General features: G+C 62.5%; 20 protein-coding genes, 3 pseudogenes and 1 other annotated feature. Of the genes and pseudogenes, 12 read left to right on the top strand and 11 right to left on the bottom strand.

Translation table 11 applies throughout. The annotated features are described in order from the left end of the window. Window positions 1–311 (bottom strand): LysR family transcriptional regulator (locus AD428_RS06900; protein WP_152968009.1); only part of this gene is annotated, 311 nt, incomplete at its 3' end. 358 nt (window positions 312–669) lie between these two features. Between AD428_RS06900 and AD428_RS06895 the strand changes: the two are divergent. After that, a pseudogene (locus AD428_RS06895) lies at window positions 670–2867 on the top strand (TonB-dependent receptor). Window positions 2868–2905: 38 nt separating this feature from the next. On the opposite strand, the gene AD428_RS06890 reads toward AD428_RS06895, so the two are convergent. The 5 genes from AD428_RS06890 to AD428_RS06870 all read right to left on the bottom strand — a co-directional run bounded on the left by AD428_RS06890 (window position 2906) and on the right by AD428_RS06870 (window position 5575). Next, the gene (locus AD428_RS06890; RefSeq protein ID WP_053244640.1) at window positions 2906–3292 is read right to left on the bottom strand and encodes a DCC1-like thiol-disulfide oxidoreductase family protein; all 387 of its coding nucleotides are present in this window, start codon (window positions 3290–3292) and stop codon (window positions 2906–2908) included. 273 nt (window positions 3293–3565) lie between these two features. After that, window positions 3566–3970: an Hsp20/alpha crystallin family protein gene (locus AD428_RS06885; RefSeq protein WP_053244644.1), complete on the bottom strand. Its 405-nt coding sequence runs from the start codon at window positions 3968–3970 to the stop codon at window positions 3566–3568. A gap of 24 nt (window positions 3971–3994) precedes the next feature. Continuing rightward, window positions 3995–4438, bottom strand: coding sequence for an Hsp20/alpha crystallin family protein (locus tag AD428_RS06880; protein ID WP_053244639.1), 444 nt, complete (start codon window positions 4436–4438; stop codon window positions 3995–3997). A gap of 172 nt (window positions 4439–4610) precedes the next feature. After that, entirely contained in the window at window positions 4611–5234 is a 624-nt protein-coding gene (locus AD428_RS06875; RefSeq protein WP_369798714.1) for a DUF2239 family protein, read from the bottom strand. Between the two features lie 146 nt (window positions 5235–5380). After that, window positions 5381–5575 carry a CrpP-related protein gene (locus AD428_RS06870; protein ID WP_053244638.1) on the bottom strand — a complete coding sequence of 65 codons (195 nt, stop codon included), beginning with the start codon at window positions 5573–5575 and terminating at the stop codon, window positions 5381–5383. A gap of 226 nt (window positions 5576–5801) precedes the next feature. Between AD428_RS06870 and guaB the strand changes: the two genes are divergently transcribed. From guaB to AD428_RS06855, 3 genes are all read left to right on the top strand, one after another. Further along, complete coding sequence (gene guaB / locus AD428_RS06865; RefSeq protein ID WP_053244637.1) at window positions 5802–7262, top strand: IMP dehydrogenase; 1461 nt, start codon at window positions 5802–5804, stop codon at window positions 7260–7262. 103 nt (window positions 7263–7365) lie between these two features. Beyond that, window positions 7366–8958 (top strand): glutamine-hydrolyzing GMP synthase, encoded by a 1593-nt coding sequence (gene guaA, locus AD428_RS06860; protein ID WP_053244636.1) that lies wholly within the window; start codon window positions 7366–7368, stop codon window positions 8956–8958. A 415-nt stretch (window positions 8959–9373) separates the two neighbouring features. Next, window positions 9374–10579 (top strand): tyrosine-type recombinase/integrase, encoded by a 1206-nt coding sequence (locus AD428_RS06855; protein WP_053244635.1) that lies wholly within the window; start codon window positions 9374–9376, stop codon window positions 10577–10579. A gap of 6 nt (window positions 10580–10585) precedes the next feature. On the opposite strand, the gene AD428_RS06850 is transcribed toward AD428_RS06855, so the two are convergent. Next, window positions 10586–11596 (bottom strand): LuxR family transcriptional regulator, encoded by a 1011-nt coding sequence (locus AD428_RS06850; protein ID WP_200908007.1) that lies wholly within the window; start codon window positions 11594–11596, stop codon window positions 10586–10588. 90 nt (window positions 11597–11686) lie between these two features. On the opposite strand from AD428_RS06850, the gene AD428_RS06845 reads away from it, so the two are divergent. From AD428_RS06845 to AD428_RS06830, 4 genes are all read left to right on the top strand, one after another. Next, window positions 11687–11908: a helix-turn-helix transcriptional regulator gene (locus AD428_RS06845; RefSeq protein WP_053244633.1), complete on the top strand. Its 222-nt coding sequence runs from the start codon at window positions 11687–11689 to the stop codon at window positions 11906–11908. Then, window positions 11905–12783 carry a helicase RepA family protein gene (locus AD428_RS06840; protein WP_053244632.1) on the top strand — a complete coding sequence of 293 codons (879 nt, stop codon included), beginning with the start codon at window positions 11905–11907 and terminating at the stop codon, window positions 12781–12783. The genes AD428_RS06845 and AD428_RS06840 overlap by 4 nt, the downstream gene beginning before the upstream one ends. Further along, a complete protein-coding gene (gene repC, locus AD428_RS06835) occupies window positions 12776–13651 on the top strand; it encodes a replication protein C, IncQ-type (RefSeq protein WP_053244631.1) in 876 nt (291 codons plus the stop codon). Before AD428_RS06840 ends, repC begins: the two co-directional genes overlap by 8 nt. Before the next feature lie 640 nt (window positions 13652–14291). Continuing rightward, complete coding sequence (locus tag AD428_RS06830) at window positions 14292–14666, top strand: plasmid mobilization protein (protein WP_053244630.1); 375 nt, start codon at window positions 14292–14294, stop codon at window positions 14664–14666. A 17-nt stretch (window positions 14667–14683) separates the two neighbouring features. On the opposite strand, the gene AD428_RS06825 is transcribed toward AD428_RS06830, so the two are convergent. Both AD428_RS06825 and AD428_RS06820 read right to left on the bottom strand, forming a co-directional pair. Continuing rightward, window positions 14684–14866, bottom strand: a complete 183-nt coding sequence (locus AD428_RS06825; protein WP_053244629.1) for a hypothetical protein — start codon at window positions 14864–14866, stop codon at window positions 14684–14686. Next, the gene (locus AD428_RS06820) at window positions 14847–15068 is read right to left on the bottom strand and encodes a DNA-binding protein (protein WP_053244642.1); all 222 of its coding nucleotides are present in this window, start codon (window positions 15066–15068) and stop codon (window positions 14847–14849) included. Before AD428_RS06820 ends, AD428_RS06825 begins: the two co-directional genes overlap by 20 nt. A 222-nt stretch (window positions 15069–15290) precedes the next feature. Between AD428_RS06820 and AD428_RS06815 the strand changes: the two genes are divergently transcribed. Both AD428_RS06815 and AD428_RS06810 read left to right on the top strand, forming a co-directional pair. Continuing rightward, the gene (locus AD428_RS06815) at window positions 15291–15488 is read left to right on the top strand and encodes a chromosome partitioning protein ParB (protein WP_053244628.1); all 198 of its coding nucleotides are present in this window, start codon (window positions 15291–15293) and stop codon (window positions 15486–15488) included. Between the two features lie 185 nt (window positions 15489–15673). Next, window positions 15674–18079 (top strand): annotated as a pseudogene (locus AD428_RS06810) (class I SAM-dependent DNA methyltransferase); the annotation flags it as partial. Window positions 18080–18111: 32 nt separating this feature from the next. Here the strand turns inward: AD428_RS06810 and AD428_RS06805 are convergent. Beyond that, window positions 18112–19340, bottom strand: a protein-coding gene (locus tag AD428_RS06805; protein WP_102964834.1) for an IS3 family transposase whose coding sequence is annotated in 2 segments (ribosomal slippage) — window positions 18112–19061 and window positions 19061–19340 — 1230 coding nt in all. Because the reading frame shifts where the segments join, the coding sequence is not laid out codon by codon here. Then, window positions 18946–19062: a sequence feature (AL1L pseudoknot), on the bottom strand. (Overlaps the previous gene by 117 nt.) A gap of 45 nt (window positions 19341–19385) precedes the next feature. On the opposite strand from AD428_RS06805, the pseudogene AD428_RS06795 reads away from it, so the two are divergent. Next, a pseudogene (locus AD428_RS06795) lies at window positions 19386–19769 on the top strand (type IIL restriction-modification enzyme MmeI); the annotation flags it as partial. Further along, a complete protein-coding gene (locus AD428_RS06790; protein WP_152968008.1) occupies window positions 19766–20944 on the top strand; it encodes a hypothetical protein in 1179 nt (392 codons plus the stop codon). The pseudogene AD428_RS06795 and the gene AD428_RS06790, both read left to right, overlap by 4 nt. A gap of 56 nt (window positions 20945–21000) precedes the next feature. Here the strand turns inward: AD428_RS06790 and istB are convergent. After that, a partial coding sequence (istB, locus tag AD428_RS06785) for an IS21-like element helper ATPase IstB (RefSeq protein ID WP_235489332.1) occupies window positions 21001–21753 on the bottom strand: 753 nt, incomplete at its 5' end.

Below are 21753 nucleotides of genomic sequence, written 5' to 3'. Positions count from 1 at the left end.
CCCGCCGCCAGCGCCGAAGTCGCCGCCAGCCGCAAGGGCTGCGCCTGGCCACGCGCGATCTGCGCGGCGCGTTCCCCGACATGACGCATGCCCGCCAGCGCCCGCTCCACGTCTTCGTAGAGCAGGAATCCCTGCTCGGTCGGCGTGACGCGCGGGCCGCTGCGCGTGAAGAGCGCATAGCCGATCTCGGCCTCCAGCTCCTGCAGCAGACGGCTGATCGCGGGCTGCGACCGGCCGAGCAGGCGTCCGGCGGCAGTCACGCTGCCGGTGGACATGACGGCTGCAAAGGCCTCGAGTTGACGTAATTCCATGGGGGCTGCTTTATATCAAGGACGAATTCTTGCGCAGTCAGTATGCGTCCTACAAATAATTAAAGGGCATAAGTAAATACCCTTGCCGGATTCGGCGACGCCCGTCGATGCGTTGGGCAGCGCGCCGCCGGTGCGCAGGACGTGCCGCGCCGCACGCGCGCCCGGACCGCCGCACGCCGGCGGGTATGCCGGCTGGGCGGCGCTGGTGGATGTTTCCGCGAGAAATGTGCAAGTTAGGACAGGGTTAGGGGAAATTCCCGGCCCATGGCCGAAAAACCGAGAATCGTCTTGTGGCTCCCCTGGGCTGTCCCAAAGAGAATCGAATAGGAATCATTCCTATCAAATTGGAGTCTCTTTGATGGCCCGTTATCTCGCTTCTTCAGCATTGCCGCCCAGCGCCACGCTGTTTTCCGCCATGGCTGCGGCAACCCTGGTGGCTCCCGCCCATGCCGACAGCGCCGCTTCAGGCCGCCACATCGTGCTCGATCCGGTCACCGTATCCGCCACGCCGGTGGAGGCCTACAAAACCGAGTCGTCCGGGTCGCCCAAATACGCCGTGCCGCTGCTCGACGTGCCACAGACCGTCACCGTGGTGCCGCGCGAGCTCATCGAAGAGCAGAACGCGCTCAGCCTGCGGCAGGTGCTGTCGAACGTGGCGGGCATCACGTTCAACGCGGGCGAGGGCGGCGGCGGTTCCGGCGATTCCTTCAACATCCGCGGCTTCGCGGCCAATACCAACTTGCAGGTCGACGGCCTGCGCGACAGCGCGCAAACATCGCGCTCCGACATGTTCAACCTCGAATCGGTCGAGGTCATCAAGGGCCCCAACTCCGTATTCGGCGGCGCCGGCACCACCGGCGGCTCGGTCAACATGATCAGCAAGGAAGCCCGCGCAGGCAGCTTCACGGAGCTGTCGACCGGCCTGGGCACCGACCGCTATCGCCGCATGACGCTGGACGCCAACCACGAGCTTCCGGGCTCCGACGGCTTCGGCGCGTTCCGCCTGAATCTCATGGGCCACCGCAGCGACGTGGCCGGCCGCGACGAAATCTACAAGCACCGCTGGGGCGTGGCGCCCTCGCTCTCCCTGGGCCTTACCGGCCCACCCGCGTCACCCTGAGCTACTTCCACCAGCACGACCACAACCTGCCCGACTACGGCCTGCCGGCGCTGAAGGGGCAGAAGGCGCCCGGCGTGTCGCAGCATGCCTATTTCGGCTGGCGCAACCTCGACCGCGAGGAAATCGATTCCGACGCGGTCACGCTCAAGGTCACCCACGCCTTCAACGACCGCGCCAACCTGCAGAACCTCAGCCGCTACTCCCGCGTAGCGCGTGATACCGTCATCTCGGCCTCGCACGTCAATACCAAGGGCCTGCCGCCGGGCCGCTACAGGCCGGCGGGCCCGCAGGGCTACGGCCGCGATTCCGCCACCGACATGTGGGCCAACCAGACCAACCTCACCAGCCGGTTCGACACAGGCGGGCTGGGCCATACCCTGGTTTCGGGCTTCGAGTTCTCGCGCGAAACCTACGACCGCACCACGTATTCGTACAACATCAACCGCTATTTCCCGGCAGCGGGCTATGAGCTCTCCAACCCGCCGGGCTACTGGACGGGGCCCACCAGCAAGGCTTCCCTCGGCCGCCACCAGACCAGCATGGAGGTCAAGGCGCTCTATCTGTTTGACACCATCGCGCTGGCCCGTCAGGTCGATCTCAGCCTGGGCTTGCGATACGACTGGATCGACGCCTCGCTGCGCAGCGAGAGTTCCGCGGGCGCGGTCACCCGCGTCAAGGGCAATGAGCGTGCCCTGAGCAGCCGCGCCGGCATCATCTTCAAGCCCACCGACAACGGCCGCATCTACGCCTCCTACGGATCCTCGTTCAACCCGTCGGCCGAGCACCTCGTCACCACGGGATCCCAGTTCACCGCCGCCACCAGCGACCTCGATCCGGAAAAGAACCGGGCGTTCGAGCTGGGCACCAAGTGGGATGTGCTCGACAACCGGCTGGGCCTGGCGGCCGCCTTGTTCCAGGTCGAAAAGACCAACGCGCGCGAGCGCATGGCCGATGGTTCCTATGCGATGGCCGGCCGCCAGCGTACGCGCGGCCTGGAACTGAGCGCAACGGGCGCGATCACGCCGCAATGGAGCGTTTTCGCCAACTACACCTACGTGCAGAGCAAGACGCTGCGCTCCATTGCCTCTCCGGCTCGTGAAGGCAACCCGCTGGGCAACACGCCGCGCACGTCCTTCAATCTCTGGACCACGTACAAGCCCGTCGAATCGTGGACGGTCGGCTACGGCGCGCGCTTCGTGGGCACCCGCAACGTCACCGCGGAGGCCAATGGCAAGCTGTCCAAGTATCTGGTGCAGAGCGCCATGGTCGCCTACGACGTGGACAAGCACCTCAAGCTGCAGCTCAACGTGGACAACCTGATGGACAAGGCTTATGTGGAGCGGGTGCGTCAGGTGCTTGGCCAGGAGTCGCGCTCGTCGGCCATCGAATATGGCGACGGCCGGTCCGCCATGTTGAGCGCCACGTACAAGTTCTGATGGGAGCGCCAGCCGGCGCGCGCAGCGTGCCGGCTGGGTCAGCCGAACCGCATGCGCCTCTTGCCCAGCAGCGCCAGCGTGACATTGCGTCCCGCACGCATGAACGGGTAAAGCGTGGCCGACAGGCAGGGGCGCCGGAACACGGCGGCGTTGGATCTGTTGAAGAGATCGTCTTCGGTGCTGAGCAGCGCCAGGCGATGCATGCAGTCGGCCCCATAGTAGTCGCGGCCGTCCAGATGCAGCAGCATGCCCTGGTCGAGGTCGTAGCCCTGGGCCTTGTAGGCGGCAACCAGGTCGGGGTGGTCACGCATGTCCAGCAGCGCGACTTCTCCCACGGCCTTGCGCAATTGAACCAGGCGCACATAGTTCGAACAGAACGGGCAGTCGCCGTCGTAGAGCAGGAAATTGCGGGCGACAGGGTTCATGGCGCGGGCTCCCGACGGCAGTCAGCAGGCAGGCCGGTCAGTTGGATTCGCCATAGCCGAAGGGCCAGCGGCGACGCGCCGGTTCGGGCTTGGCTTGATCGTCTTGCACGGGCTGTTGCACAGGCTCTCCTTGTTTTTCTCTATGTCCCCGTAATTTTAGGGCGGACGATGTAACAGGATTGCAAGGGATCGTTAAGAACGTCTTACGCTTTCGAGGAAGCGGGGCCCGGACGCGCGGCGCTGCCGGGCGCCCGGGCTCGCGTCCGCGAGCATTTACGCCACATTGACAGGGATCTGGCGCGGCTGCGCTTTCTGCAGGCGCGGGATGTGCAGGCGCAACACGCCGTGCTTGAGATTCGCGCTGATCTTGTCCCTGTCCAGCTCCTGGCTCAGCGTGAAGGCGCGCCGGAACAGCGGCGCGCGCAGCTCGCCATGCACCAGCCGGATGTCCGCCGGCACTTCCACCGAAGCTTCGCCCTCGATCAGCAGCTCGTCGGCGTCGATGCTGATGTTCAGGCGGTCTTTCGATACGCCGGGCAGGTCGGCCAGCAGCGTGATGCCATTGGCGTCTTCGAATATGTCGACCGGCGGCAGCGTGACGGACCGCTTGGTGTTCTGGTTGCTTTGCGCCGTTTCGCCAGCGGGGGCGTTGACGGCGACTTCCGTTTGTTCATTCATGATCATGCTCCCTGTGCGTTGCGGTTACTGGACGGCGATCACGCGCGGCTGCGACGCTTCCTTGCGCTTGATCGACACCCTCAGGCAGCCATCGACATACCGTGCGCCGACCTGGTCGGGGTCGGCATCCTGCGGCAGCTCCACCACGCGCGTAAAAGAGCCGGAGGCGCGTTCGCGCGCATAGAACGTGGCGCCGGCAGGGGCCTCTTCGGCCTTGCGCTCGCCGCTGATGGTAAGCACGCCCTTGTCGATGGAAACCTTCAATGCCTCGGGCTCCACGCCCGGCATGAACGCAACGGCCTCCACCGAGCCCGGGCACACGCCCACGTTGATGGGCGGAAAACCGGCCCGCGCCGAACCGCGCAGGGTGGAACGGGGACCCGCGCCGCGCAGCAGACGTTCCATCTGCTCCTGCATCGCATCGAAGGCCGAAGCGATGCCGCTATCGAAGAAAGGAAAAGTGGCCATCAATCGTCTCCCATGAAATCGGTGTAGCAGGGCTCGGGAGAGCCGCGCGGCGTTGCCGTCCTGGCTTGCCGTCCGCTACATCACAGATGTGGTTGCGATTGCGCCGCTTTCAAGACCCGCAGCGCAAGGCGGACGCTGCGCGCGCCCTTTGCTTGCCTGCGTTGCGGCGGTTTCAGGCCAGGTCTTCGCGTGCTTGTGCATCGCGCCATGCGAGCCGCGTGGCGTAGGCCCGCACGTCTTCGGGCCAGGACTGGACATGTTCGGCAAAGGCTTGCGGGTCGTCCGCATACAGTGCGCGCACCGCCTCCTCGAAGCCAGGCAGATTGCCGGCCATGCTGGACATGTACCGGTACGCGGCCTCCTGCCGGCGGCGGCGGCGGTCGGCGGATTCGTTTTCTCGGCGCGCCTTCTCCACCAGTTTGCGCAGCGCCACCGAAGCGCCGCCCGGCTGGGCCGCCAGCCATTCCCAATGCCGGGGAAGCAGCGTCACCTCCCGGGCCACGACGCCGAGCTTGGGGCGGCCCCGGGCGCGGGCGGCGGCGGGGGCCGGCGCCAGATCGAGCGGCGGACGCTCTTCCGGCTCCACAGCGGGATGCCGGCGCACCACGTCGGCATCGGTGCCGCTCAGGTCGAGATCGATCTGCCGTCCGGTCGCGTCCTCGAACACGAGTATGGCGTCGGCGCTCCTGGGGGCGGCTGCCTTGACGGCCAGCGCCACGTCGGGTAGCGGACCCGCCGCCAGCAGGCGGTGTCCGACGAAAGCGGTATGGGTGGCGGGAAAAAGCGAATTCATCATGATGACTGCACCAGCACGATAATTTGATCCGGGTGATTTTTAGAGATTATGATCCGGGTAAAATTAAACGTCAATAGCCGGTGCGCCAGCCGCGCATGCCAGGACGCGCGCCGCGCGGGCCGGGAAAGGCGAGGCGGCGCGCAACCCTACCACGGATGCGGGCGACGCTTTTCGATTTCGCGCTTCCAGCCCGTTTCCCAGGCTTGTACACGCCGCAGCCAGCGCGCGATTGATTCGCCGGTGTGGCCGGGCATGGCGGCGGCGCGGTAATAAGGGCAGTCCCACAGGCGCAGCCCGTGCCGCGCGGCCTCGGCTCCGAGTTCTTGAATCTGCTTGTGCATCAGGCGCACCTCCAGGGCAAGCAAGCCCCAGTATCGCGGCCAGGCCACGCGGAAAACAATAGTGCGGCGGCACCGGCCGGGGTAGGGCGGACGGACCCCCGTCAGGCCCGCGTCTGGCGCTGTCCTCCGCGGGGCCGGGCCGGTTTTCTCCCGCAAAAAACCTAGGGTTATACCTAGGCAAAACCCTCGGTCGGCGTATAATCTTGCTTTGCGCCCGGAGTTACCCATGCGTCTCGTTCAAAAAGCGCTCACCTTCGACGATGTGTTGTTGGTGCCTGCGTATTCCGAGGTGTTGCCGCGCGACACCTCCCTGGCCACGCGCCTCACTCGCAACATCAATCTCAACATCCCCCTCGTGTCCGCCGCCATGGACACCGTCACCGAATCCCGCCTGGCCATCGCCATGGCGCAAGAGGGCGGCATCGGGATCATCCACAAGAACCTCTCCGCCGACGCGCAGGCCCGTGAAGTCGCCCGCGTCAAGCGCCACGAGTTCGGCATCGTGATCGATCCGGTCACGGTCACTCCGCAAATGAAGGTGCGCGACGCCATCGCGCTGCAGCGCCAGCATGGCATCTCCGGCCTGCCGGTCGTCGAGGGCCGCAAAGTGGTCGGCATCGTCACCAACCGCGACCTGCGCTTCGAAGAAAACCTCGACCAGCCGCTGCGCAACGTCATGACGCCGCAGGAACGCCTGGTCACCATGCGCGAAGGCGCCACGCTGGACGAAGCCCAGGCCCTCATGCACAAGCACCGCCTGGAGCGCGTGCTCATCGTGAACGACGCGTTCGAGCTCCGCGGCCTGGCCACCGTGAAGGACATCGTCAAGAACACCGAGCACCCCGTGGCCTGCAAGGACGCGCAAGGCCAGCTGCGGGTGGGCGCGGCCGTCGGCGTGGGCGCCGGCACCGAAGAACGCGTCGAGAAGCTGGTCGCCGCCGGCGTCGACGTGCTCATCGTGGATACCGCGCACGGCCACTCCAAGGGCGTGCTGGAAGGCGTGCGCTGGGTCAAGCAGAACTATCCCAAGGTCGAGGTCATCGGCGGCAACATCGCCACCGCGGCCGCCGCGCGCGCCCTGGTCGAATACGGCGCCGACGGCGTCAAGGTCGGCATCGGCCCCGGCTCCATCTGCACCACGCGCGTGGTCGCGGGCGTGGGCGTGCCGCAGATCACCGCCATCTCCGAAGTGGCCAAGGCCCTCGAAGGCACCGGCGTGCCCCTCATCGCCGACGGCGGCATCCGTTACTCCGGCGACGTGGCCAAGGCGCTGGCCGCCGGCGCGTTCGCCTGCATGATGGGCGGCATGTTCGCCGGCACCGAAGAGGCGCCGGGCGAAGTGGTGCTGTTCCAGGGCCGCTCGTACAAGTCGTACCGCGGCATGGGCAGCCTGGGCGCCATGACCGACGGCTCGGCCGACCGCTACTTCCAGGATCCCGCCAACAACGCCGACAAGCTGGTGCCCGAAGGCATCGAAGGCCGCGTCCCGTACAAGGGCAGCGTGCTCGCCATCATCTACCAGCTGGTGGGCGGCATCCGCGCCTCCATGGGCTATTGCGGCTGCGCCACCATCGACGACATGCGCACCAAGACCGAGTTCGTGGAAATCACCTCCGCGGGCGTACGCGAGTCCCACGTGCACGACGTGCAGATCACCAAGGAAGCGCCCAACTACCGCGCCGATTGATCCGCACAGTCAACTACAATGTCAGGCATCGCGCACCGGCAGAACCGCAGAACGAACCAGCGGTTCTGCCGGTGCGGTTTTATTGATCACCGGTAGATTCTCCATGCACCAGCGCATCCTCATTCTCGACTACGGTTCGCAAGTCACCCAGCTGATCGCACGCCGCGTCCGCGAAGCCGGCGTCTACTCCGAAATCCACCCGGGCGACGTCGACGACGCCTTCGTGCGCGAGCAGATGGCGCAGGGCTTGAAGGGCATCATCCTCTCGGGCAGCCACGCCTCGGCCTACGAAGAGGGCTCGCTGCGCGTGCCTCACGCCGTGTTCGAGCTGGGCGTGCCGGTGCTGGGCATCTGCTACGGCATGCAATCCATGGCCCAGCAACTGGGCGGCACCGTCAGCTTCTCCGACCATCGCGAATTCGGCTACGCCGAAGTCCGCGCCCACGGCCACACCAAGCTGCTCGAAGGCATCGAAGACTTCCGCACCGACGAAGGCCACGGCATGCTCAAGGTCTGGATGAGCCACGGCGACAAAGTCACCGCGCTGCCGCCGGGCTTCAAGCTCATGGCCTCCACGCCGTCCTGCCCCATCGCCGGCATGGCCGACGAAGAGCGCAAGTTCTACGGCGTGCAGTTCCACCCCGAAGTCACCCACACCGTGCAAGGCAAGGCCCTGCTGGCCCGCTTCGTCAACGAGATCTGCGGCTGCAAGGGCGACTGGAACATGCCCGACTACGTCTCCGAAGCCGTGGCCCGCATCCGCGAGCAGGTCGGCAGCGACGAGGTCATCCTGGGCCTGTCGGGCGGCGTCGACTCGTCCGTCGCCGCCGCGCTCATCCACAAGGCCATCGGCGACCAGCTCACCTGCGTCTTCGTCGACCATGGCCTGCTGCGCCTGGACGAAGGCAAGCAGGTCATGCAGACCTTCGCCGAAAACATGGGCGTGAAGATCATCCACGTCGACGCCACCGATCAGTTCATGGGCAAGCTCGCCGGCGTTTCCGACCCTGAAGCCAAGCGCAAGATCATCGGCCGCGAATTCGTCGAAGTCTTCCAGGCCGAAGCCGGCAAGCTCAAGAGCGCCAAATGGCTGGCTCAGGGCACCATCTACCCCGACGTCATCGAATCCGCCGGCGCCAAGACCGGCAAAGCCACCTCCATCAAGTCGCACCACAACGTCGGCGGCCTGCCCGACACCCTCAACCTGCAGCTGCTCGAACCCCTGCGCGAACTCTTCAAGGACGAAGTCCGCGAACTCGGCGTCGCCCTCGGCCTGCCGCCGCAGATGGTCTACCGCCACCCGTTCCCCGGCCCCGGCCTGGGCGTGCGCATCCTGGGCGAAGTCAAGCACGAGTACGCCGAGCTCCTGCGCCGCGCCGACGCCATCTTCATCGAAGAACTGCGCAACACCAAGGACGAAGCCAGCGGCCTGACCTGGTACGAACTCACCTCCCAGGCCTTCGCTGTCTTCCTGCCGGTGAAGTCGGTCGGCGTGATGGGCGATGGGCGGACTTACGAATACGTCGTCGCCCTGCGCGCCGTGCAAACCTTCGACTTCATGACCGCCGACTGGGCCCCGCTGCCGCACCCGCTGCTCGCGCGTATCTCCTCGCGGATCATCAACGAAGTGCGGGGGATTAATCGCGTGGTGTATGACGTGTCGAGCAAGCCGCCTGCGACGATTGAGTGGGAATGATTCCGCGTCCGGCAGCCACCGGCACGATCAGGCACCAAACACCCCTAAGCCCGCGTCACTGCGGGCTTTTTCGTGTTTTCAACCTGGCACGGACTGGCAGCTTGGGGTATGGCCAAGCACGAAGTTTTCATGGCATAGTCGATGGCACGAAGCCGGCCCTGTGCCATACCTAGCCGCCGATGCCATGCGCCTCGTTTCCGGGAGGTCATGGTATCGGAATCATATAACTGATTGATATAAAACGAATTTTTATCGTTCCGAGTGGGGTCTCTCGGGCATGGTATTGATGGCCGGTGAAGCGTGTGCGTCCGATGGCTGTGCCATGGGTACGTCCCCGTAAGCTTTTGACTTGTAAGGAGTTTCCTTCGGTTCAAACAGGGCGCACGACGCATGGTGTTGCAAGGGAGTGTGTGGCGTGTTGACCGATACCAAGCTGCGAAACCTCAAGCCGACGGGCAAGCTGTACAAGGTGGCGGACAGGGATGGCCTGTATGTGGCTGTCACCCCCTCAGGAACCATCTCGTTCCGCTACAACTACGTCCTCAACGGGCGCCAGGAGACCATCACCTTCGGCCGGTACGGGCCGGGCGGAATCACGCTGGCTGAGGCCCGGGAGCGCCTGGCCGAAGCCAAGAAGATGATCGCGGCGGGGAAGTCCCCGGCCCGGGAGAAGGCCAGGGAGAAAGCCCGGGTGCGTGATGCCGAGACGTTTGGCGCTTGGGCGGAAAAGTGGCTTCGCAGCTACCAGATGGCCGATTCCACCCGCGACATGCGGCGCTCGGTCTATGAGCGGGACCTGAAGGCCAAGTTCGGTAACCTCAAGCTGACCGAGATCACCCACGAAGATCTGCGGGCCTTGACTGACGCTATCGTCGAGCGGGGCGCGCCGGCCACCGCCGTCCATGCGCGTGAGATCGTGTACCAGGTCTACCGGTGGGCCATTGAACGGGGGCAGAAGGTCGAGAATCCCGCCGATCTGGTTCGCCCGGCCAGCATCGCGAAGTTCATGCCGCGTGACCGAGCCCTGACGCCGGACGAGATTGGCCTGATGTACCAGTACCTGGAACGCGTCGGCACGTCTCCGTCGATCCGTGCTGCCGTGAAGCTGCTCCTGCTGACGATGGTTCGCAAGAGCGAGCTGACCAATGCCAAATGGAGCGAGATCAACTTCAGCGAGGCCCTATGGACCATCCCGAAGGAAAGAATGAAGCGGCGCAACCCGCACCTGGTCTTCCTGTCGCGGCAGGCAATGGACCTGCTTGTTGCGCTGAAAACCTTTGCCGGTGGTTCGGAGTACGTGCTGCCGTCGCGTTATGATCCCGGTGCGCCCATGAGCAGTGCCACGCTCAACCAGGTGATGAAGCTGGCCTATCAGCTGGCGCAGAAGGATGGCAAACCGCTAGGGAAGTTTGGGCCGCATGACTTGCGCCGCACGGCCAGCACCTTGTTGCACGAGGCCGGGTACAACAGCGACTGGATCGAAAAGTGCCTCGCCCACGAACAGCGCGGCGTCAGGGCCATCTACAACAAGGCCGAGTACGGGGAACAGCGGCGTCAGATGTTGCAGGACTGGGCGGACATGATCGATCAGTGGGCGAAGGCACCAAAGTCGTCACCGTGATGGCCCTCAGCGTCGCGCTGCGGGCTTTCGTGCTGCGCCTGACAGCAGGAACTCGGTGCTGTATTCGGGAAGGCTGGGAAGCTGCCAGAACACGCTGGGGATACTGGCGCGGGCCTTGGAGACGGCTTGCCGCTGAATGCCAAGGATGCTGGCGACATCGGATTGGCTCATGCCATACCGCAGCAGCATAACGATTTGCTTCTTGCGGTCGGTCAGTCGGGCGTCTGTCATCCGCCTGGCGTGATCGCGGAGTTCGGACGTGTCGCCATACCGGAGGCGATGCTTGAGCACATAGTGGTGAAGGTAGCAGTCGACAAGCCAGTCACCTGACCCCGAGCGCGGTTCACGCCAGTTGCCTGCCTGACAGGTGAGACGCTCCAGTTCCGCGTCAAACTGAGCGGCCGAGCGCCTGGCCCTTTGGTGCTTAGGATTCCACCCACCGTCCGGCAACTTGGGACGGTGCAGTGAACAATACTGGCTGCTGAATTGCAGGGTTTCGTCGGGGTCGCTTTCCAGGCGACCGTTGGCGTAGGCCGCCAATTCAGTTGGTGAGCCGCAGTAGCGGCAGAACTCATGGATGCGATCCTTGTCCACCCGCTTTCCCTTCGCGCGCGAGGTAAGGGGCGGCTTGCGCGCGCATGCTCGCGCGAGGGCGAGAAGGGTTTCCAGTGTGGCAACAAACTGCTGGCCCTGATTGGTCCTTGCGTCGTGGCTTGAAACAAACTGGCGCAGCAGCTGGCGCTGAAGGCGTGCCACGTCGTTCAGGCCAACCAGCCGACAAATGTCGCTGAACGAGAGACCTGACCCTGCGCCAGGCAGAAAGTGGAGCAGGTCGGACGGCAATGTGGCTGCATAGGCTGCTACGGCCGGATCGATGACCTGTTGGATGAGCCGGTCGATACGCTTGTTACGGGACGCTACCGAGTACGGCCGCCACTCCTCCTGCAACTTGTGGACTGCGGCACCAATGCCTGGATCACAACCGTCCCAGACAGGGATGATCGGGAAGTGCGGCATGTCAACCATTTCGACAAATCTTTGAATGTATAGATTTTGCACTGCCGGGCACCATCACGCAACGCTTCGCATTAACTTGGAGGTTGCTGTATGGAGCCAAGACAGAAAGTGTTGATCAACCGGAAGAAGCTCCACGCGATGATTCCGCTCAGTGAGCGGACGATTTTCAACATGGAGCTGCGGGGAGAGTTCCCCAGGCGCATTGCGTTGACCCGGCGCAACGTTGCGTGGGACCTGGCCGAGGTCGAAGCCTGGATCGAGGCGAGGAAAATGTCCTGTCAGCAGGCAGACCGTCCTGGAGGCGGGCGGTGACGACGACGGTCAATGTGCAGGCTGCGTTCGAAAACGATCCGCCTGTGCTCGACTTCGTGTGGCCCGGCTTTCTCGCCGGGACGGTCGGGGCACTGGTGGCACCCGGTGGCGTGGGCAAGAGCTTCTGGGCGCTGGAGGCGGCGATGGCCGTGGCAGGCCAGGATGCTTCCGGCAGCGATCTTCTTGCGCTGGAGCCGTCACGGGCTGGGCGAGTGGTCTACTTCGCCGGCGAGGACCCGGCCCCGATCCTTGCTTGCCGCATTCATGCCATTGGCAAACATCTGAGTGACACGGCGCGTTCGGCCATTGCGGGCCGCATGATTGTCGAGCCAGTCGCCGGCAGGTCCATGAATGTCATGGACAGGCACACGCTGCATCAGCTGATCGAGAAGTGCTCGGGGGTGCGCCTCATTGTGCTGGATACGTTAAGCCGCATGCACCGTCTTGACGAAAACAGCAACGGAGACATGGCGGTGCTGGTGGCCAGTCTGGAGCACCTTGCACTGGAGACGGGATCGTCCGTCTTGTTCCTGCACCACGTCAGCAAGGGCAGCGCACGTGAGGGGGCCACCGATCATCAAGGAGCCGCACGGGGCGCGTCAGCGCTCATCGACAATGCCCGGTGGTGCGGGTTCATTGCACCCATGACTGCGGAGGAGGCCTCACGCCTTGGAAAAGAACCCAAGGGCGTGCCACCCATCGGCGAGGCGCGCCGCAAGCATTTCGTCCGTTTTGGCGTCTCCAAACAGAACTACGGGAGTGCGCCGCCGGACCGCTGGTATTCGCGGGACGGCCATGGCGTGCTCCTGCCGGCAGCGTTGTCGGCTTCGGAATTGAGCGGCCGCAGAAGGGGGGCGCATCGTGCACATGCCTGAGTTGACGCACGCGCGTCACGACCCGATCCATTGCCTGGCTCCAGGTCTCTTCCGCAGTCTCCAGAAGGGCGAGCGCAAGCGTGCCAAGCTGGATGTCGTCTATGACTTCGGCGACGGCAGACGGGTGGAGTTCAGCGGTCCCGAACCGCTGGGGGCGGACGATCTGCGCATCTTGCAGGGCCTGGTGGCCATGGCGGGGCCGGCTGGGTTGGTGCTTTCACCCGAGCCGCAAACGGAGGCGGGCCGGCAGCTTCGGCTGTTCCTTGAACCCAAGTGGGACGCGATCCTGAGCGACGCGCTGGTTGTCAGGGGGAGCTACCGGGCACTGGCCCGTGAAGTCGGATACGCCAGCATAGACAAGACCAAACCGATCCGCGAGTGCATCGAACGTCTCTGGAAGGTGTCGGTCATCGTGCAGGAGGGGAGGCGGCGCATGGGGTTCCGCCTGCTGTCCGAGTACGCCAGCGACGAGGACGAGGGAAAGCTCTACGTCGCGTTGAACCCGCGCCTGGCCAGTGCCGTCATGGGCGGGCAGCATGTGAGGATCAGCATGGAAGAGGTGCGGGCCCTGCGGACTGATCCTGCACGCCTCATCCACCAGCGCCTGTGTGCCTGGATCGACCCCGGGAAATGGGGCCGGGTGGAGACGGACACACTGTGTGGCTACGTCTGGCCGACGGAGGCGGGCAGCATGGCTGCGGTCAAGAAGCGCCGCCACACAGCGCGGCTCGCTCTCTCCGAGCTGGCAGGCCTACGGTGGAGGCTACGAGAGTACGTGAAGGACAAGTGGGAGATCGGGCGGCCCGGCTTAAGGGCGTCACCACCAGACCCCCTTCTTAACGGTAGCCAACCCCCGTCTTTTCGGTAACCAACCCCCGTCCTAACGGTAACCGAACGTGTTGGAAAATTCATTACAAGACAAAGACTTATGTCGATTGTTCCGGCTCCATCCAAGATTATCCATAAGGATGATCCACTAAGCGCGGCCTTCGTCCGCTGCGCGGCCGAGGCCTTGCCTTCTTTCAGGGCACCAAAGGAAACAAGGGCCGGGAAGGGCATCTGTAACCTGTTGGCACCTGCGTTCAGGAGCAGCCCAACACCAGTGTTGCCATTGGCTGTCTCTGGCCCGGACGACATGACAGGCGTGTTCAGCGTCTGTGAACTTGAAGGAGAGGGGAAAGCTACCGAACCGCCTTTTTCCTTTTGGTGCCAATTTCGGCTTGGAGCAGGAGCATGTTGCGCGAAGATGTGCAATTCAATGCGATGAAACGCAATGATGCGCGAAGATGTGCGATTTATCGTTGATTTCGCGCGTCGATCGCGAAAAACCGCATAAGTTTGCAGTGGCTTTGACGGCAAGATGTGTGTTGTACCGGTACGGGCTGCGCCCGCACCGCTCCAACACCACCCTTACTCGCCTGCGGCTCGATGGCATCTTGCTCTGCGAGGCTGACAGTCGCTGCCGCGACAGGAAGGGCTAAGGCACCAAAAGGAGGGCACGCCAACGCATGACAGACGATGAGAAAAAAGCGACCGCCAGAGGCACGCGACCGCGCCGTGAGCGGATCGAGGTATGGGTGACGCCGGACGAAAAAGCCGAGCTGGCCGACCGGGCCGCGCAAGGCGGCCTGTCGCTGTCCGCCTACCTACGAGCGGCAGGCATGAACCACCCGATTCGGTCGGTCCTCGACCTGCGGGCGGTCGCCGAGCTGGGCAGGGTCAACGGCGACCTTGGCCGTGTGGCCGGGTTGCTGAAACTCTGGCTCGCGGAGAAGCGTGGGCAGGGTGCCCGGCCGGTGGACGTGGAAGCGGTGATGAACGACTTTCGCGCCCTGCAAACCGAGCTGCACGCGATCATGGGGAGAGCGGTTCGGGGCAAGTGACCGCAGACCGCAACCGGTTACGATGGCGTTTCGGTTCTTCCCTTTGGTGCCAACCCGGCGACGTTGACCAATTGACGGCGGATGATGGCGAGTTCCGCGTGGTCGCCATCCAACTCGACAGCAGATAGGACGGCAGCCGCGAGTTCCGGGTCACTCCGGAACAGCTCGGCCATCGCTTCTTCATGGTCTCCATCTTTCATGGCTGTTTGCCTCCGCCCGGCAGCCCGGCAGAGTCTTGTCCGGCCCTCTCAGATTGCGAGCGCGGGCGACAGCGCCAAGCGCTCGGGCGACATAGGCCGGATCGTTGCCGCCTTCCTCCATCACGGCGTCGATGTAGGCCGCAATGTCATCCTCGGTCTTGAGGTAGTCGGCGGTGTCGTAGCGGCTGAATTTGACTTCCATTGTGGTCACTCCCTTGCTGTCCGCCGCGCTCTCTGGCACGAAGTCGCTCCGGCATCCCTACCGGCCTCTCCGGAATCGACCAACTGCCAAGACCCAGGCGGACACCGGGTAACACAAAGCCGAAGCGGCCAGCTTCCTTTACTCATATACTTGTTTGAGTTTAAAATCTCGATATGCTAGAGCTTACACAAAGTCTCATCTAGTGCGTGAGGAAAAACTGCCATGAAGAAGCAAGGCCGCGTAACTGCGCCAAAGGGCAAGGCCGTCACGCATGAGGCCGGTGGGAATGTTCAGATGAAACGGGTGAACTTCCAGATACCGGCCGACCAGCACACGAAGCTGAAGGTGTATGCCGCCCAGCATGGCAAAACCATCACCGAGCTTTTGACGGAGCATGTCGAGCAATTGGTCGATGAGTAATCAGGTGGTCAAGATGAAAGGGACTTGGCCAAACTTTGAAACGCCTCGCCATGCAATGCCAATCGAGTGGTCTTCTATGAGCCAACTCGATGGTCTGCTGCAGATTGCTAGGAAAACACAGAACAAAACATGAGCGACCCGCGAAACGACCTTGTCGCGTCGTTCGGAGGGGTGTCCGCACGTCCATGAACGCCGTAGAAATCGAACAAGCCATCACCGACCTCGCGGAGCAGCCCTTTGACCCCGCAGAGTTCCCCTACGCCTTCCTTGAAGCCTTTGGCAACAAGGCGACGACCATCAAGCGCCTGCGCACTGGGGCGTCTAACAAGTCCGACCTCGGCGGTGTTCTCCAGACCAGCAACATCCACATCCTGACCTGCGACGCAGGGCGGGTCACGCAGACGCTGGCCGCCCTCAAGGCCAGCCCGGCGACGGCCAAGGCCAAGGCGAAGTTCATCCTCGCCACAGACGGTGTGGACTTCGAGGCTGAAGACCTGACCAGCGGCGAGACCGTCGCGTGCGCCTTCAAGGATTTCCCGGATCACTTCGGTTTCTTCTTACCGTTGGCGGGCATCAGCACCGTCCGCCAGATCAGCGAAAACGCTTTCGATATCCGGGCCACCAGCCGCCTGAACCGCTTGTATGTCGAGCTGTTGAAAGACAACCCCGAATGGGGCACGGCAGAGCGTCGCCATGACATGAACAAGTTCATGGCGCGGCTGATTTTCTGTTTCTTCGCCGAGGACACCGACATCTTCGTCGGCAAGGGGCGCTTCACCGAAACCATCGCTCAGATGAGCGCCAAGGACTCGTCCAACACGCACGAGGTCATCGCCACGCTGTTCCGCGCCATGAATACCAAGCGCGAGGATCGGGCAGCCGCCAAGATTCCCCGGTGGGCCGAAGACTTCCCTTACGTCAACGGGCAGTTGTTCTCTGGCGGCGACGAAGTACCGCGATTCAGCAAGATCGCCCGGTCCTACCTGCTGCACGTCGGCGGGTTGGACTGGACCAAGATCAACCCTGACATCTTCGGTTCGATGATCCAGGCCGTTGCCGAGGACGAGGAGCGCGGCGAGCTGGGGATGCACTACACCAGCGTTCCCAACATCCTGAAGGTGCTGAATCCGCTGTTCCTCGACGACCTGCGGTCCAAGCTGGAAGAGGCGGGTGACAACCCTCGCATGTTGCTAAACCTGCGCAAGCGCATGGCGAAGATCAGGGTCTTCGACCCGGCCTGCGGCTCGGGCAATTTCCTGGTCATTGCCTACAAAGAGATGCGGGCCATCGAGGCAGAGATCAACCGGCGGCGCGGCGAGCCGGATCGCGCGTCGGAAATCCCGCTCACCAACTTTCGCGGGATCGAGCTGCGTGATTTCCCGGCGGAGATCGCCCGCCTTGCACTGGTTATCGCCGAATACCAGTGCGATGTGCTGTATCGCGGCCAGAAGTTGGCTCTCGCCGAGTTCCTGCCCTTACGGAACGAAAACTGGATCACTTGCGGCAATGCGCTCTGGCTCGATTGGTTAAACGTGTGCCCATCAATTGGGATCGGCGTGAAATTGCAATCGAGTGACCTCTTTGAGACGCCACTCGATCAGGCTGAAATCGATTTCGAGAACGAGGGCGGTGAGATCTACATCTGTGGTAACCCACCGTACAAAGGAAGCCAAGATCAAACCGACCAGCAGAAATCAGACTTGGCCCATGTTTTTGCGGTGGAGAACATCAACTCTGGAGTGGCTGACTACGTTTTGGGGTGGTTTGCTAAGGCGGCAAATTTTGTCCGCAGGTATCGTGCTAAGTTTGCTTTTGTAGCAACCAACAGCATTCACCAAGGTAGGCAAGTTGCCAGAATTTGGCCTGCGCTGCTTGGTGACGATTTGAGGATTTTTTTCGCAGAGCCGTCATTCAAGTGGTCGAACCTGGCCTCGAAGAAGGCCGTAGTCACAGTATCCATTATTGGGATTTCTTCAGTGCCCGAGAAATGCCGAGTAATCTCAGATGGATTAGCCAGGGACGTGGATCAAATTGGACCTTACATGGTCCCTGGTCCGACAGTCTTCGTCGACGAGCGACGCACAGCATTGTCCGATGTGTCACCTATGTCATTCGGCAGCATGCCCAATGACGGCGGGGCTCTGCTGATGAACTATAGCGAATACAAGGAGCTGATCACTGACCGCAGGACACTGCCGTTCGTTCGATCCGCAGCAGGCACGCGAGAATTCATCAATGGTGTTCCGAGATACTGCGTTTGGGTGAATGACGGCCAGTACGAGGAGGCAAATGAGATCCCTACGCTCGCATCTCGCTTCAACCGTGTCAGAACAGCACGGGAGCAGAGCAAGAGACCAACGACAAACTCGCTAAGTCGATTTCCGTATCGATTTGGAGAGATTCGCCAGATCGGTAACGAGTCGGTCATCATTGTTTCAAAAACAGCTTCCGATAACCGCGATTACATTCCCGCTTCGTTGCTGGAGCGAGGTGGTATCGTCACTGAGGCGTTTGGGCTCTTCAATGCGCCGCTTTGGAATTTGGCAATTGTGGTGTCCCGCCTTCATACAGTCTGGGCTAAGACAGTGTGTGAATTGCCCCGGGAATCGAGGAGGCTGTTTGGTTAAAGTACAGCGTTCATCGGCACAGAGTCAGAGTTGGTACGGAGATAGCGTTCTTCAGCCTGCGCAGGAGGAATATACCCGATGGACCCGAGCAGGCGCTGATGGTTGTACCAGGCGACCCACTCCAACGTGGCCAATTCCACGGCAGCCCTGGTTTTCCAGGGCGCTCGGCGATGAATCAGTTCGGCCTTGTACAGCCCGTTAATGGTTTCAGCCAGGGCATTGTCGTAACTGTCGCCACGGCTGCCCACGGACGGCTCGATGCCTGCCTCGGCCAGGCGTTCGGTATAGCGGATGGACACGTATTGCGATCCTCGATCAGAATGGTGAATCAGGGACTCGGCGGGACGCCGGTCATACAGAGCCTGCTCCAGAGCATCGAGCACGAAGTCTGTACTCATGGTGTTGCTCACGCGCCAGCCGACGATGCGCCGGGCAAACACGTCGATGACGAAGGCCACATATAGCCAGCCTTGCCAGGTCGACACGTAGGTGAAGTCCGAGACCCATAACTGATTGGGCCTGTCGGCATGGAAGTGGCGATTGACGCGATCCAGTGGGCATGCCTGCGAACCGTCGGCAATGGTGGTGCGCACCCGCTTGCCTCGGCGCACGCCCTGCAGACCCAGGTGACGCATCAGGCGCTCAACCGTGCAGCGGGCCACGGCAATGCCTTCGCGCTGCAACTGGTGCCATACCTTGCGTACGCCGTAGACTTGCATGTTGGCTTGCCAGACACGCCGAATCTCAGCCATCAAACCCTCGTCGCGCTGGCTGCGCGCACTGCGCAGCTCCGGGCATCGTTGGCGGGCGGCATGACGCCGATACGCCGATGGGGCAACCTGCAACACCTTGCAGATCGGCTCGACCCCGTAGACGTCCCGGTGCCGGTCGATATAGGCGTTTACTTCTTCAGTTCGCGGTCGAGCGCCGCCTGGGCGAAAAAAGCACTGGCCGACTTCAGGATCTCGTTGGCCCGGCGCAGTTCTTTGACCTCGCGTTCCAGAGCCTTCATGCGCTCTCGTTCACTGGTGCTCATGCCATCACGCATGTCGCTGTCGATCTCGCTGCGCTTGACCCATTCCAACAGCGTGGCCGGCACGCAGCCGATCTTCGGCGCTATGGACTCGACGGCCGCCCACAGCGATGGATACTCGCCACGATGCTCTTGTACCAGACGCACGGCGCGGTCACGGACTTCCGGGGAAAACTTGTTCTGCTTGCTCATAAGGGCTCCATTCTCTCAAAGGTTGGAGCCTCCGCAAAACCCGGGGCAATTCAGTGCGGCAGAATGAAGAGTGACCCCAGGTATTCCAATACCCTTGGTTGGAACACCTTCCCGGTTCCAACGCTGACAGACAAAAACAGGACCGACCTGACGCGCTGTGCCGAGGACATTTTGCTGGCGCGGGAACATCACTTTCCCGCGACCATCGCGGACCTGTATGACCCTGAGAACATGCCCGCCGACCTGCGCGCTGCCCATGATCGCAACGACGAAGTGCTAGAGCGCATCTACATCGGTCGGCGCTTCAAGAACGACACCGAGCGGCTGGAAAAGCTGTTTGACCTCTACACCAAGATGACGGCGACAACGGACAAAGCACCGACGAAGAAAGACGTGGCGAAAAGAGCCGCCGCGAGGAGGAGGGTATGAGCCGACCTGAGCCTTTGCAGCCAGCGTACGACTTCTCTTCCGCCCCGGAACCCGTCAGCCTGCTCCGAGGAGCAGTGGAAGTGGGCTTGGGCAATGACAGGTTTGCTGGAACGGCTGACCTGCTGCTGCAATTTCTTCCCAGCCCGCGTGTGATCTTTCATGCAAGTGTCCAGGGCGCGGCGGAGTCGGCGCTTCTTTTTGTCTTCAACGACCCGGTCGATCCATCGCTTTCGTTCAACGGGCAGAGGGTCGAAGGGTTCTACGGAAGGCGCAAGGCAAACGCCGATACCTTGGAGTTGGATTGGCACCCCAGATCCGAGCCGGTGGTGTTGTGCGACATGCAGTCCAAGACTTCAGTTGCGGCAATCCTTCACCTCTTCAACTTTCCTGACTTCCGGGGTGGTCAGCATCAGGCCGCGGCAGCCCCTGCCGGGTGTGCGTTGCTCGTGCTGGAGTCCGAGGAATGGCGAATTTCCCTCCAGTCATTGCCGAACAGCGCCATCCACCAGGCATGGGAGCGAATCAAGGACGAAGGTGGCTGTTTCCTGACGCATGTGGCGAAGTTGGAGCGCAAGGATGGCAAGCCCTTCTCCGGGGAAGAGGCCTGCGAGCAACGCCTTCTCCTTACCAACTTCCTCTCGTTCATTAAGGGTGGGCGGTGCTCGACCGCGTGCGAAGTGGGACTCGATGCGGCGGGCGAGAAGACTTGGGAGACCTTTGCTTCCCCACGCATCAGCAACCCGCCTTATTCGTGGTTCAACCCATTCAAGGCGAGTCAGGCTGAACTCCTGTTCCCGCTGTTCGCAAAGCGTTGGCAGCAGTCGGAGGAATGGAAGGACTGTCTGCGCTCGGCCATCTACTGGTATACGCAGGCCAATACGAGTGGCGGCTCGCCAGGCATCGACGCGGCCATCATCCTGGCGCAATCCGCCTTAGAGCGATTGGCGCATCACCACCTAGTCGTTGACAAGAAGATGATTTCACCTGAAGGGCTCGACCGACTGAAGACGTCGGACCGCCTGCGGCTACTGTTCTCCAGCTTGAACCTACCTGTCGGGATTGGTGCCGCAACGCCAGACATTCAGAAGGCTGCATCTAACTTCAAGTGGGTAGATGCGCCACATGCCATGACGGACATCCGCAACGAGTTGGTGTCAACGCCGGTTGAAAACTGACCCACTTTCGTCGGAATCGTCGGAGTAAAACTGACCCACCCCGGCGTCCAAAAAACCTAGCTCCTGATCTTGATATTCCCTGCTTTGCGCTTGTCCTTGAGTCGGTAGCTTTCCCCGGCAATCTGCACGATATGGGCGTGATGCAGCAGGCGGTCGAGCAAGGCGGCGGTCAGCGTTTGGTCCTCAGCAAAGCATGAGGACCACTGACTGAAGGGCAGATTGCTGGTGACGATGATGCTGGTGCGCTCGTAGCGCTGGGCCACCACGTTGAAGAACAGATTCGCCTCCTCGCGTCCAAACGGCAAATATCCGATCTCATCGATCACCAACAGGCGCGGCCCGATGATGGCACGGTTGAAGTACTGCTGCAGCCGATCCTGTTTATGGGCGGTGGCCAACTGCATCATCAGGTCGGCGGCAGTCAGGAAGCGGGTCTTGATGCCCGCCATGACGGCACGGTAGGCCAGCGCCTGAGCCAGGTGGCTCTTGCCCACGCCGCTGGGCCCCAGGAATACGATGTTCTCGGCCCGTTCGATAAAGCTCAGAGCGGCCAGTTCCTGGATCTGGGCACGTGGCGCACCGCTGGCAAAGGCGAAGTCATAATCCTCGATGGTCTTGACCGAGGGCAGCGTGGCAATCTTCATCAAGGCAGCCCGCTGGCGTTCGATCCGGGCGTCGTTCTCGATGCCCAGAAGGCGTTCCAGGAAGTCACCATGGCTGGCGTCCTCGCGGGCACACTGCTGGGCGATGGCCGGCCACTCGCTGCCGATACGCTCCAGCTTCAGGACGTCGCAGAATTGTTCGATCCG

It is taken from the genome of Achromobacter sp. DMS1 (assembly GCF_001270295.1).
This window is presented reverse-complemented; position numbering and strand designations above follow the sequence as displayed.

Excerpts from the sequence above, each read along its gene's own strand:
- AD428_RS06825 (WP_053244629.1), bottom strand. The coding sequence starts at position 14,866 with ATGAAAGATGGAGACCATGAAGAAGCGATGGCCGAGCTGTTCCGGAGT.
- AD428_RS06870 (WP_053244638.1), bottom strand. The coding sequence starts at position 5,575 with ATGCACAAGCAGATTCAAGAACTCGGAGCCGAGGCCGCGCGGCACGGG.
- AD428_RS06830 (WP_053244630.1), top strand. The coding sequence starts at position 14,292 with ATGACAGACGATGAGAAAAAAGCGACCGCCAGAGGCACGCGACCGCGC.
- AD428_RS06790 (WP_152968008.1), top strand. The coding sequence starts at position 19,766 with ATGAGCCGACCTGAGCCTTTGCAGCCAGCGTACGACTTCTCTTCCGCC.
- AD428_RS06885 (WP_053244644.1), bottom strand. The coding sequence starts at position 3,970 with ATGAATGAACAAACGGAAGTCGCCGTCAACGCCCCCGCTGGCGAAACG.
- guaA (WP_053244636.1), top strand. The coding sequence starts at position 7,366 with ATGCACCAGCGCATCCTCATTCTCGACTACGGTTCGCAAGTCACCCAG.
- AD428_RS06850 (WP_200908007.1), bottom strand. The coding sequence starts at position 11,596 with ATGCCGCACTTCCCGATCATCCCTGTCTGGGACGGTTGTGATCCAGGC.
- AD428_RS06880 (WP_053244639.1), bottom strand. The coding sequence starts at position 4,438 with ATGGCCACTTTTCCTTTCTTCGATAGCGGCATCGCTTCGGCCTTCGAT.
- AD428_RS06815 (WP_053244628.1), top strand. The coding sequence starts at position 15,291 with ATGAAGAAGCAAGGCCGCGTAACTGCGCCAAAGGGCAAGGCCGTCACG.
- AD428_RS06845 (WP_053244633.1), top strand. The coding sequence starts at position 11,687 with ATGGAGCCAAGACAGAAAGTGTTGATCAACCGGAAGAAGCTCCACGCG.
- AD428_RS06820 (WP_053244642.1), bottom strand. The coding sequence starts at position 15,068 with ATGGAAGTCAAATTCAGCCGCTACGACACCGCCGACTACCTCAAGACC.
- AD428_RS06875 (WP_369798714.1), bottom strand. The coding sequence starts at position 5,234 with ATGATGAATTCGCTTTTTCCCGCCACCCATACCGCTTTCGTCGGACAC.
- guaB (WP_053244637.1), top strand. The coding sequence starts at position 5,802 with ATGCGTCTCGTTCAAAAAGCGCTCACCTTCGACGATGTGTTGTTGGTG.
- AD428_RS06890 (WP_053244640.1), bottom strand. The coding sequence starts at position 3,292 with ATGAACCCTGTCGCCCGCAATTTCCTGCTCTACGACGGCGACTGCCCG.
- repC (WP_053244631.1), top strand. The coding sequence starts at position 12,776 with ATGCCTGAGTTGACGCACGCGCGTCACGACCCGATCCATTGCCTGGCT.